Source organism: Streptomyces sp. NRRL B-24484, from assembly GCF_000717715.1.
Lineage (GTDB): Bacteria > Actinomycetota > Actinomycetes > Streptomycetales > Streptomycetaceae > Kitasatospora.
On the sequence record NZ_JOAI01000025.1, the window covers coordinates 99847 to 111693 of the forward strand.

Here is an 11847-nt window from a genome sequence, read left to right on the forward strand (position 1 = left end):
GCGCCGGGCGGCGAAGGGGGCGAACGCTTTTACCGGTACTGCCTACTTCTTCCCGCGCTTCCCGAGGAAGGCCTCGACCTCCTGGCGGACCTCCGGGGTGTCCAGACCGCGCACCGTCATGGTGGTGCGGCGGCGCAGCACGTCGTCCACGGTGTACGCCCACTCGCTGTCGGCGGCGTAGGCGACCTGCGCCCAGACGTCCGGGCCGTCGGCGTGGATCGGCCGGCCGAGCTCCGGGTCCTGCGCGATCAGGTGGGCGATCTCGAAGGAGAGCGTGCCGTAGTGGCTCGCCAGGTGCTTGGCGACCAGCGGCTCCATCCGGGAGCCGGGCTCGCGGTCGACCAGCAGGCGGTGCGCGACGGCGTTCGGCGCGCCGACGCCGGGCAGTGGGACGGTCGCCGGGAAGGGCGACATGTCCTCGGCCAGGCCGGTGCCGGGCACGTGCTTGAGCTTCTCCAGCACGGCGCGGCCGATGTGCCGGTAGGTCGTCCACTTGCCACCGGCGACCGACAGCATGCCGCCGCGGCCCTCGCTGACGACGGTCTCGCGCTTCGCAGCTGCGGTGTCGCCGGGGCCGCCGGGCAGCACCCGCAGGCCCGCGAAGGCGTAGGTGATCAGGTCGCGGTCGAGGTGCTCGTCGCGGATGGCGTGGCCGGCCTCGTCCATGATCTGGTCGATGTCGGCCTCGGTGGCGCGGACGTCCAGCGGGTCGCCGGTGTACTCCTCGTCCGTGGTGCCGAGCAGGACGTGGTCCTCCCACGGGATCGCGAAGGACACGCGGTACTTGTCGATCGGGATGGTGAGCGCGGCGCGCCACGGGGTGCGGCGCTTGACGACGACGTGCGCGCCCTTGGAGAGGCGGATGGACGGGGCGGCGCCCGCGTCCTCCATCTTTCGCAGGTGGTCGACCCACGGGCCGGTGGCGTTGAGCACCAGGCGGGCGGAGACGCCGAACTCGGTGCCGTCCAGGCGGTCCCGCAGCTCGGCGCCGGAGACCCGGCCGCTGGTGAAGCGCAGACCGGTGACCTCGGCGTGGTTGAGCACGACCGCGCCGGACTCGACCGCGGCGCGCACCGTCATCACGGCGACCCGGGAGTCGTTCATCTGGTGGTCGCCGTAGACCGCGACCGAGCGCAGGCCCTCGGTGCGCAGCGCCGGCACCTGCTGGGCGGCGTGCGCGGCGGTGGAGACCCGGCCCATGCCGTCGCGGAAGGCGGAGAGCGCCGAGTACAGGAACACGCCGGCGCCGAGCTTCGGGGCGCTGTGCGGGCCGCCCTTGTACACCGGCACGAAGAAGGTCAGCGGGTTGACCAGGTGCGGGGCGACGTCGGTGGCGAGCGCGCGGCGCTCCTTGTGGTTCTCGGCGACCAGCTTGACCGCGCCGGTCTGCAGGTAGCGCAGACCGCCGTGGACGAGCTTGGAGGAGGCACTGGAGGTGGCGCCGGCGAAGTCGCCGGCGTCGACCATGGCGACCTTCAGACCCGCCTGCGCCGCCGTCCAGGCGGTTGCGGTGCCGAGGATGCCGCCGCCGATCACCAGCAGGTCGTAGGTGGCCTTGCCGAGCAGCTCGCGGGTCTCGGCGCGGGAGGCGGTGCGGCCGGTGGTGTAGCCGGCGCCCAGAGTCGGAATGGTTGCCATGGTGTGTGTACGGCGGCCCGGGTCGGGGCTGCCGTGTCTCCTCTCGGGGTGTGCGGTGCGGTCTCCGCGGGGGAGACCGGGGCCGGCCCGGTGCGGCGGGCCGGAACGTCACGAAGGCCGGCCGGGGCGGCGCTGCCCCGGCCGGCTGTTCGTCAGACCTGCTCGTCCTCCTCGACCCAGCCCATGGTGCGCTCCACGGCCTTGAGCCACTTCTTGTACTCGCGGTCGCGGGTGGCCTCGTCCATCCGCGGGGTCCACTCGGCGGCGCGGTGCCAGTTGGCCCGCAGGGTGTCGAGGTCGCTCCAGAAGCCGACCGCGAGGCCCGCCGCGTAGGCCGCACCCAGTGCCGTGGTCTCGGCGACGTAGGGGCGCTCGACCGGGGCGTCCAGGACGTCCGCGATGTTCTGCATCAGCAGGTTGTTGGAGGTCATGCCGCCGTCGACCTTGAGGGCGGTCAGCTCGACGCCGGAGTCCTTCTGCATGGCGTCGACGACCTCGCGGGTCTGCCAGGCGGTGGCCTCCAGGACGGCCCGGGCCAGGTGGCCCTTGGTCACGTACCGGGTCAGGCCGGCGATCACACCGCGGGCGTCGGAGCGCCAGTACGGGGCGAACAGGCCGGAGAAGGCCGGGACGAAGTAGGCGCCGCCGTTGTCCTCGACGGTGGAGGCGAGGGTCTCGATCTCGGCCGCGGTCGAGATGATGCCCAGCTGGTCGCGGAGCCACTGCACCAGCGAACCGGTGACGGCGATCGACCCCTCCAGGGCGTAGACCGGCTTCTGGTCGCCGATCCGGTAGCCGACCGTGGTCAGCAGGCCGTGGTAGGAGTTGACGACCTTCTCGCCGGTGTTCAGCAGCAGGAAGGTGCCGGTGCCGTAGGTCGACTTGGCCTCGCCCTCGTCGAAGCAGGTCTGGCCGAACAGCGCGGCCTGCTGGTCGCCGAGCGCGGAGGCGACGGGCACGCCCTCCAGGTCGCCGACGGCGTGGCCGTAGACCTCGGCGGAGGAGCGGATCTCCGGGAGGACCGTCATCGGCACCTCCATGGACTCGGCGATCTTCTCGTCCCACTCCAGCGTGTGGAGGTTCATCAGCATGGTGCGGCTGGCGTTGGTCACGTCGGTGACGTGCCTGCCGCCGTTGACGCCGCCGGTCAGGTTCCAGATGACCCAGGTGTCCATGGTGCCGAAGAGGATGTCGCCGGACTCGGCGCGCTCGCGCAGGCCCTCGACGTTGTCCAGCAGCCAGCGGATCTTCGGGCCGGCGAAGTAGCTGGCCAGCGGCAGGCCGGTCTCGCGGCGGTAGCGGTCCTGGCCGACGTTGCGGCCGAGCTCGCGGCAGAGCCCCTCGGTCCGGGTGTCCTGCCAGACCAGCGCGTTGTGGACGGGCTCACCGGTGTTCTTGTCCCACAGCACGGTGGTCTCGCGCTGGTTGGTGATGCCGATGGCGCGGATGTCGTCCTTGGTGAGGCCGGCCTTCTCGAGGGCGCCGCGGATCACCGACTGGACGCGGGTCCAGATCTCCGAGGCGTCGTGCTCGACCCAGCCCGGCTGCGGGAAGATCTGCGAGTGCTCCTGCTGGTCGACGGCGACGATCCGGCCGTCGGCGCCGAAGATGATGCAGCGGCTGGACGTGGTGCCCTGGTCGATCGCGGCGATGTAGTTCCCGGTGGGCGTGGTGCCAGAAGTCATGGGGTCCTCGGATCTGGATGAGGGCTTCAGGGACGGGCGGGCCTGACGTGGGGTCAGTCCCCGTGGGCGGGTGCGGGGCAAACCCCGGTCGGGCTCAGAAGACGAGGTGGTAGAAACCGCCGGCCAGCAGGCCGCCGACGGCCGGACCGGCGACCGGGATCCAGGCGTACGACCAGTCCGAGCTGCCCTTGTGCGGGATCGGCAGCAGGCTGTGGGCGATGCGCGGGCCGAGGTCGCGGGCCGGGTTGATCGCGTAGCCGGTCGGGCCGCCGAGCGACAGGCCGATGCCGACCACGGTGAGGGCGACGATCAGGATGCCGGTGCCGGAGAGGCCGAGGCCCTTGTTCAGGCCCTGGGTGAGGATCGCGAGGCAGAGCACGAAGGTGCCGATGATCTCGGTGAGCATGTTCTGGATCGGGTTCCGGATCTCGGGACCGGTCGAGAAGATGCCGAGGGTGGGCTCCTCGTTGGCCTGGAACTGGCCGAGGTAGGTGACCCACACCAGGACGGCGCCGATGAACGCGCCGAGCATCTGGGAGCCGATGTAGAGCGGGACCTTGCTCCAGTCGCCGGTGTCGGCGGCGATGGCCAGGGTGACCGCCGGGTTGAGGTGGGCGCCGGACTTGGGGGCCGACATGTAGGCGGCGATGAGGACGGCGAATCCCCAGCCGAAGGTGATGGCGAGCCAGCCGGCGTTGATCGCCTTCGACTTCTTCAGCGTGACCGCGGCGCAGACGCCGCCGCCGAGGAGTATCAGAGCGGCGGTGCCGAGGGTTTCGCCGACGAAGATGTCGCCGTTGGAGAAAGCGGACACAGAGACTCCCTTGTCCTGATGGCCCGGACGTGCGTGTGCGGGTGGGGGCAGGTGTGCCGGGTCGATCCGGTGCGGGTGAGCGCAGTGGGAGCGGATCTTCCCGGCCGCCGTTCGACAATGTCGACCGACATGCGGAAGCTTCCACCGCGGTCACCCTCCACGTCAAGGCAGGGTTACGCACCTGTGACGGACGAGGGCGCAGGGACGCGCCGGACGCGCCCGCACAGTCCGTGGAACGGGCGAACCGGGGCCCTCCGGGCGCGCGGAGGGGACGTGCCCGAGGCCCCGGGGCATGCGAAAGGGGCGCGGACGGGCCGCTCGCCCGTCCGCGCCCCGCGCGTACGTCCCCGGTGCCCCGCAGGGCCCCGGAGGGGTCAGAACCGTCCGGCGCCCAGGTCCCGGGAGATCGCCCGGGCCGCGCTGCGCACCGAGGCGACCAGCGACGGCTTGACGAAGCCGTCCTCGGTGACGGTCTCCACCGGGCCGCTCACGCAGACCGCGCCGACCGGGTTGCGCCGCCGGTCCTGGATCAGCGCGCCGATCGACGCCACGCCCTCCCAGGTCTCCTCGATCGAGTCCGCCCAGCCCCGCTCGCGGATCAGCGCGCACTCCGCGTCCACGTCCGACGGATCGGTCAGTGTGCGCAGCGTGTAGGACTGCAGCGGCCCGTCGTCCAGCTGCCCGCGGGCGACCGGGTCGTACGCCAGCAGCACCTTGCCCAGCGCGGTGGAGTGCAGCGGCTGCATCGAGCCGACCTCCAGCACCTGCCGGGTGTCGTCCGGGCGGAAGACGTGGTGCACGATCAGCACGCCCTGCTGGTGCAGCACGCCCAGGTAGACCGTCTCGCCGCTGGCCCTGGCCAGGTCGTCCGCCCACACCAGGGCGCGCGCCCGCAGCTCGTGCACGTCGAGGTAGCTCTGGCCGAGCCGCAGCAGCTCGGCGCCGAGCTGGTACTTCCCGCTCTCGGGGTCCTGCTCGACGAACCCCTCCTGCTGCAGCGTGCGCAGGATGCCGTGGGCCGTCCCCTTGGCGAGGTCGAGCGCGGTCGCGACCTCGGACAGCCCGAGCCGGCGCTCACCGCCGGCGAGCAGGCGCATGATCGCGGCGGCCCGGGAGAGCGACTGGATCGGGCCGGGCATTGGCTACCTCCCCTGACAGGCGGTCGACATTGTCGACCGAAGTGTTGACGGCACGAGTCTGCCAGGCCGACGGCCGGGCGCGCACCTTTCCGACCGCTCCGCACCCCGCGCGGACCCGTTCACCCCGCACCGCGCACCGCACGGGCGAGCCCCGCGATCTCCCGCTCGCCGACCCGGCAGCAGCCGCCGACCAGCCGCGCCCCGTCCGCCAGCCAGCCCGCCACCCGCTCCGGACGGAACGTCGACCCGCCCCGCCAGTCCCGGGCCGCCGCGTCCCACGCCTCGCCGCTGTTGGGGTACACCACCACCGGCAGGCCCGTCGTCCGCGCGGCCACCGGCACCGCCGCGTCCGCGTCGGCCGGGCTGCAGCAGTTCACCCCGACCGCCACCACGCCGTCCACCCCCGCGGCCGTCCGCAGCGCGTCCTCCAGCGGCTGCCCCGCCCGGGTCCGGCCGCCCTCGACACTGAACGACAGCCACACCGGAACCCCGAGCCCGTCGATCGCCCGCAGCAGCGCCTCCGCCTCCACCGCGTCCGGGACGGTCTCCAGTGCCAGCACGTCCGGACCTGCCGCCGCCAGCACCTCCAGCCGCGGCCGGTGGAAGCGCTCCAGCTCCGCCACGCTCAGGCCGTACCGGCCGCGGTACTCCGACCCGTCCGCCAGCACCGCCCCGTACGGGCCCACGGACGCCGCCACGAACAGCGGGCCGGCCGCGATCGTGCCCCGCGGCCCGGCCCCGGCCCGGGACGTGCCGTCCTGCTCCTCCCCGGCCCGTTCCCCCTCGGCGCGTTCCTGTTCGGCGCGTTCCTCCCCGGCCCGCCGGGCGGCCTCCCGGGCCAGCCGCACGCTCAGGGCGAGCAGCCGCTCCGCCTCCGCCCGGCCCGTCCCGCGGCGCGCGAACCCCTCGAAGGAGGCCTGGTAGCTGGCGGTGATCGCGACCTGCGCGCCGGCCCGGAAGTACCCCAGGTGCGCCGCCGTCACCGCCTCCGGCGCGTCCGCCAGCAGCCGGGCCGACCAGAGCGCGTCCGAGAGGTCGTGCCCGGCGTCGGCCAGCTGGTTCGACAGGCCGCCGTCGAGGACCAGCGGCCCCGCCGCCAGGGCGGCGGCGAAGCCCGGCCGGGCGGCCGCGGGCGGGGGAGCGGCGGGCACGGTCCCTCCTGCTGCGGTGGGGCTCCGGCGCTGCCGCGGGGCGCGGCGCGGAAGCCCGAAAGGGGGTGGATGCCTGAACTGTAGAGCCGCTGCGGCGGGTCCGGTGGCCAGGGGTCGGAGAACGGGCGCCGACGGGACCGTCCCGACGGATCCACCCGTACGAGTGATCGATATCCGCTGGCGGGCGTCCGCCGGTTGCGCTACGTTCTTCTCACTCGGAGAACAACTCCGGGGCGCAGCGCGGCGGCGGCACAACGGCACCGACCCGGAGGCAGGAGCACCATGGCGGCCGAGGACGACCACGGGAACGACGGCACGACCCAGGGCTCGGCGGGGCGCACCGCCGAGGCCGGGCACGGCGCCGAGCGCGACTGGCTCGCCGAGTACGACCCGCGCGCCTACACCCCCGTCGCGGTCACCGTCGACGTGGTCGCCCTGACGCTGCGCGCCGGCGAACTGCAGGTCCTGCTGGTCGAGCGCGGCGAGCCGCCCTACCGCGGCTGCTGGGCCCTGCCCGGCGGCTTCCTCCGCGCCGGCGAGGAGGACCTCCCCGGTGCCGCCGTCCGCGAACTCGCCGAGGAGACCGGCCTGCAGGGCACCCTGGAGGCCGCCGCGGCCCTCAGCCGGATCCACCTGGAGCAGCTCGGCAGCTACGGCGCCCCGGAGCGGGACCCGCGCATGCACGTGGTCTCCGTGGCCTACCTGGCCTTCGCCCCCGACCTGCCCGACCCGCAGGCCGGCACCGACGCCGCGGCCGCCGCCTGGCACCCGGTCTCCGCCCTCGAACCGACCGCCTCCCGAACGGCCGGGCCGCCCGCCGACACCCACGGGGGTGGCGTCGGCGGGCCGCCCGGCATCCGGCTCGCCTTCGACCACGCCGTGATCCTCGCCGACGGCCTGGACCGCGCCCGCGCCAAGATCGAGTACAGCCCGCTGGCCACCGCCTTCCTCCACCACGACTTCACCATCCCCGAGCTGCGCGCCGTCTACGAGGCCGTCTGGGGCGAGCGGCTGCACGCCGGCAACTTCCACCGCAAGGTGCTCTCCGTGCCCGGCTTCGTCGAGTCCACCGGCGCCACCACCGAACGCGGCGGCACCCGGGGCGGCCCCCGCGCCCGCACCTACCACGCGGGCGACGCCCGCCTCCTCCACCCGCCGCTGCTGCGCCCCTCCCACGAGGAGGACATCCGATGACGGCACCCCGCACCGCCCGGCCGCCCACCGGACCGGGCCCCGCACCGCGCACCTTCGCGGACGCGGCCGCCGCGGTGCTCGCCGCCACCGACCCGGCGGACGTCCTCCCCGCCGACCCGGCCGAGGCGGCCCGGCGGTACCGCCGCCTCGCCCGCCTCCTCCACCCGGACACCGCGTCCACCGCCGACCGGGCCCGCGCCACCACCGCCTTCCTCGCGCTCGGCCGGCTCTGGGAGCAGTACCAGGGGCCCGCCGGTGCCGCCGCCGAGCTGCGCACCGGCCGGCACACCTACCGGCTGGGGCCGGTCGCCGCCACGGGCGACATCGCCGTCCTGCGCGCCGCCACCACCGGGTCCGGCACCGAGGTGCTGCTCAAGATCCCGCGCAGCGCCGTCGACAACGACCTCCTCGAACGCGAGGCCGAGGCCCTCACCCGGCTCGCCCGCCACGGCGACCGCCGCTTCCACGCCTACGCCCCCACCCTGCTGGAGACCTTCCGCCACCAGGACACCGCCGACCCGGCCGGCGCCCCGCGCCAGGTCAACGCACTCGTCCGCCGCGAGGGCCTGCGCCCGCTGACCGACGTCCTCGCGGCCCACCCCGACGGCCTCGACCCGCGGGACACCGCCTGGATCTGGCGCCGCCTGCTCGTCGCCCTCGGGTACGCCCACCGCGCCGGCGTCCGGCACGGCGCGGTCCTCCCCGAGCACGTCCTCGTCCACCCCGCCGACCACGGCCTGGTCCTCGTCGACTGGTGCTACGCGGGCACCGGCGCGCCCGGCCCCGCTCCCGCTCTGGTGGAGCGCCACCGCGCGCTCTACCCGGCGGAGGTCCCCGCCCGACAGGCTGTCACCGAGGCCACCGACATCCACCTCGCCACCCGCTGCGTCCAGCTGCTCATGGGCGAGCGCGCCCCGCGGCAGATCCGCGCCTTCGTCGCCGGCTGCACCCTGCCCGCCGAGCCCCGCCGACCGCACGACGCCTGGAAGCTCCTCGCCGAGCTCGACGACCTGCTCCACACCCTCTACGGCCCGCGCACCTTCCGGCCGTTCCACCTACCACCCACCGCCTGAGGAGGCCCCGATGGGCAGCGGCACCTGGTCCACCGACGTCTACGACGCCGCCGCGCACTACCGCGCCGGCACCGGCGCCAGCGCCTTCGCCTACAGCGACGCCACCACCCGCGGCGCCCGCTCCGGCTGGAAGGCCCACCCCACCCTCGACCCGCACGGCCTCACCGTCCGCGAGAGCCGCGACTCCGCGGAGCACCCCGCCTCACTGGCCGTCGCCGTCCTCTTCGACGTCACCGGCTCCATGCAGACCGTCCCGCGGACGCTGCAGACCAAGCTCCCCGAGCTCTTCGGCCTGCTCCTGCGCAAGGGCTACACCGAGGACCCGCAGATCCTCTTCGGCGCCGTCGGTGACGCCACCTGCGACCGCGTCCCGCTCCAGCTCGGCCAGTTCGAATCCGACAACCGGATGGACGACGACCTCGGCAACATCCTGCTGGAGGGCGGTGGCGGCGGGCAGATGACCGAGTCCTACGAGCTCGCCATGTACGCCATGGCCCGCCACACCGCCCTCGACTGCGTCGAGCGCCGCGGCCGCAAGGGCTACCTCTTCCTCATCGGCGACGAACTGCCCTACGGCAAGGTCAAGGCCCGCGAGGTCCGCGCCGTCCTCGGCGAGGACATCCCCGAGGACGTCCCGGTCACCGCGATCCTCGCCGAACTCCGGCAGCTCTTCCACGTCTACTTCATCCTCCCTGCGGGCGCCGCCCACGCCGGCAACACCGAGGTCCTCGAAACCTGGCGCAAGCTGCTCGGCCAGAACGTCCTCGAACTCGACGACCTCGACGCCGTCTGCGAAACCATCGCACTGACCATCGGCCTCGGCGAGGAGGCCATCGACCTCCAGGAGGGCCTCGACGACCTCGCCGACATCGGGTCCGGCGCCGTCGCCAGCGTCGGCAAGGCCCTCGACCCGCTCGCCCGGCACAGCAGGGCGGCCGCCGTCCCCGGCGCCTCCCTGCTCGCCCCCGACGACCGCTCGGCAGCCGGCACCACCCGCCTCTGACCGCCACCGCCCCACCCGTGCCGCGGCCGCGCCCCCTCCCGGCCGGCCGCGGCACGGGCCGGGAGCGCCCCGCGACGGACCGTCCCGTGACCGACCGTCCCGCGACCGAGCGCCTCACCACCGACCGCCCCACCGCGCACAGAACGGGCACCGCCGTGACGCACCCCCGACTCGACGGCCACGTCATCGTCTGCGACCTCGGATTCGGCGACGCCGGCAAGGGCACCGTCGTCGACCACCTCTGCCGCGGCCCGCTCGGCCCCGACAGCCGCCACCCGGCCCGCGCCGTCGTCCGCCACAACGGCGGCGCCCAGGCCGCCCACAACGTGGTCACCGACGACGGCCGCCACCACACCTTCGCCCAGTTCGGCTCGGGCACCCTCGCCGGCGTCCCCACCCACCTCTCCCGGTTCATGCTGGTCGACCCGCTCGCCCTCGCCGCCGAGGCCCGCCACCTCACCGCCCTCGGCGTCCCCGACCCGTTCGCCCTGCTCACCGTCGACCGCCGCGCCCTGCTCACCACCCCGTACCACGCCGCCGCCAACCGCATCCGCGAACAGCGCCGCGGCCCCGACCGCCACGGCTCCTGCGGCCTCGGCATCGGCGAGACCGCGAGCTACGCCCTGGACCACCCCGAGGACGCCCCGACCGCCGACGACTGCACCCGCCCCACCCGCCTCCTCACCCTCCTCACCCGGCTCCGCGACCGCCTCGCCGACCACCTCGGCATCGCCCCCGCCGACCTCCCCGCCCCACCGCCCGCCGACTGCGCCGAGGCCTTCACCGCCTTCGCCGCCCGCGTCCGCCTCACCGACGCCGCCCACCTCGCCCGGCTGCTCCGCACCGGGCCGGTGATCTTCGAAGGCGCCCAGGGCGTCCTGCTCGACGAACAGCACGGCTTCCACCCCCACACCACCTGGTCCACCACCACCTTCGCCAACGCCGAGACCCTCCTCGCCGAGTCCGGCGCCCCCGCCGCCCTCCGGCTCGGCGTCCTGCGCACCTACACCACCCGCCACGGCCCCGGCCCGCTCCCCACCGAGGACAAGGCCCTCGACCTCCCCGAGCCGCACAACACCACCGGCCGCTGGCAGGGCGCCTTCCGCCTCGGCCACTTCGACACCCCCGGCCACCGCTACGCCCTCACCGCCGCCGGCGGGGCCCACGCCCTCGCCCTCACCCACCTCGACACCCCCGCCCGCCACCGCGGGCTGCGCCTCTGCGACGACTACGAACTGGACGGCGCACCCCTGCACGCCGTCACCACCGGCACGGCCGGCGACCTCGACGCCCAGGCCCGCCTCACCGACGCCCTGCTCCGCGCCCGACCCGGCACCCTCACCGACCCGGGCCCCGACCCGCAGGACTGGTCCGACGCGATCGCCGACCGGCTCGGCACCCCCGTCCTCCTGGAGTCCCACGGCCCGACGTCCCGTCAGAAACACCTCCGTCGAGCCGTCGCCCACCGCAGTACCATCCACCCCATGACCACAGACCAGGCCGACCGGAAGACCTACGGCCCCGGCTCGCACTGCCACTGGTGCGGCACCCCCTACAGCCCCGGCACCGCCCTCTGGCCCCGGACGTGCCCCGGCTGCAACGAGATCAGCTACCGCAACCCGCTGCCCGTGGTCGTCACCCTGCTCCCCGTCGTCTCACCCGAGGCCGACGGCCTGGTCGTCATCCGCCGCACCATCGAACCGGGCTGCGGCGAGCTCGCCCTCCCCGGCGGCTACATCGACTACGGCGAGAGCTGGCAGCAGGCCTGCGTCCGCGAACTCCGCGAGGAGACCGGCATCGAGGCCGACCACGACCGGGTCACCCTGGTCGCCACCGACTCCGACACCGCGGGCGGATTCCTCTGCCTCTTCGGCATGCTCCCCGCCCGTCGCCTCGACGACCTCCCGCCCTCCGTCCCCACATCCGAGACCGAGGGCTGGCAGTTCCTCCCCACCCCGTCCCGGCTGGCCTTCCCCTTCCACACCCGGGTGGCCCACGCCTGGTTCAACGGCGACTACGCCCACCTGGTCTGACCTCCGGCCGCCGACCGCCGCCGCGGTGCCGCAGCGCCGCGCCGTGCCACGGCGGGGGCCCCTGGCGCGCCCGACGATCACATGGCAAGGTCTGCTCGTCAGCCACCACGCGGGCGG

The 11847-nt window shown here is 74.5% G+C and carries 9 protein-coding genes; 4 read left to right on the forward strand and 5 right to left on the reverse strand.

Annotated features, from left to right (window positions below; translation table 11 throughout):
- Positions 1–42: 42 nt before the first annotated feature.
- From IE98_RS0123030 to mmuM, 5 genes are all read right to left on the reverse strand, one after another.
- Positions 43–1638 carry a glycerol-3-phosphate dehydrogenase/oxidase gene (locus IE98_RS0123030; RefSeq protein WP_030271830.1) on the reverse strand — a complete coding sequence of 532 codons (1596 nt, stop codon included), beginning with the start codon at positions 1636–1638 and terminating at the stop codon, positions 43–45.
- A gap of 152 nt (positions 1639–1790) precedes the next feature.
- The gene (glpK, locus tag IE98_RS0123035) at positions 1791–3323 is read right to left on the reverse strand and encodes a glycerol kinase GlpK (RefSeq protein ID WP_030271832.1); all 1533 of its coding nucleotides are present in this window, start codon (positions 3321–3323) and stop codon (positions 1791–1793) included.
- 94 nt (positions 3324–3417) lie between these two features.
- On the reverse strand, positions 3418–4137 hold the full coding sequence (locus IE98_RS0123040) for an MIP/aquaporin family protein (protein ID WP_030271834.1): 720 nt from the start codon (positions 4135–4137) through the stop codon (positions 3418–3420).
- A 374-nt stretch (positions 4138–4511) separates the two neighbouring features.
- Positions 4512–5276 carry an IclR family transcriptional regulator gene (locus tag IE98_RS0123045; protein ID WP_030271836.1) on the reverse strand — a complete coding sequence of 255 codons (765 nt, stop codon included), beginning with the start codon at positions 5274–5276 and terminating at the stop codon, positions 4512–4514.
- Between the two features lie 119 nt (positions 5277–5395).
- Positions 5396–6427, reverse strand: coding sequence for a homocysteine S-methyltransferase (mmuM, locus tag IE98_RS0123050; RefSeq protein WP_030271838.1), 1032 nt, complete (start codon positions 6425–6427; stop codon positions 5396–5398).
- Positions 6428–6709: 282 nt separating this feature from the next.
- On the opposite strand from mmuM, the gene IE98_RS0123055 reads away from it, so the two are divergent.
- The 4 genes from IE98_RS0123055 to IE98_RS52285 all read left to right on the forward strand — a co-directional run bounded on the left by IE98_RS0123055 (position 6710) and on the right by IE98_RS52285 (position 11730).
- Positions 6710–7621 carry an NUDIX hydrolase gene (locus tag IE98_RS0123055; RefSeq protein WP_078661217.1) on the forward strand — a complete coding sequence of 304 codons (912 nt, stop codon included), beginning with the start codon at positions 6710–6712 and terminating at the stop codon, positions 7619–7621.
- Positions 7618–8694, forward strand: coding sequence for a molecular chaperone DnaJ (locus IE98_RS0123060; RefSeq protein ID WP_030271843.1), 1077 nt, complete (start codon positions 7618–7620; stop codon positions 8692–8694). Before IE98_RS0123055 ends, IE98_RS0123060 begins: the two co-directional genes overlap by 4 nt.
- Before the next feature lie 10 nt (positions 8695–8704).
- Positions 8705–9697 carry a hypothetical protein gene (locus IE98_RS0123065; protein WP_043174849.1) on the forward strand — a complete coding sequence of 331 codons (993 nt, stop codon included), beginning with the start codon at positions 8705–8707 and terminating at the stop codon, positions 9695–9697.
- A gap of 86 nt (positions 9698–9783) precedes the next feature.
- The gene (locus IE98_RS52285; RefSeq protein ID WP_063748989.1) at positions 9784–11730 is read left to right on the forward strand and encodes an adenylosuccinate synthetase; all 1947 of its coding nucleotides are present in this window, start codon (positions 9784–9786) and stop codon (positions 11728–11730) included.
- The last annotated feature ends 117 nt before the right edge of the window (positions 11731–11847 follow it).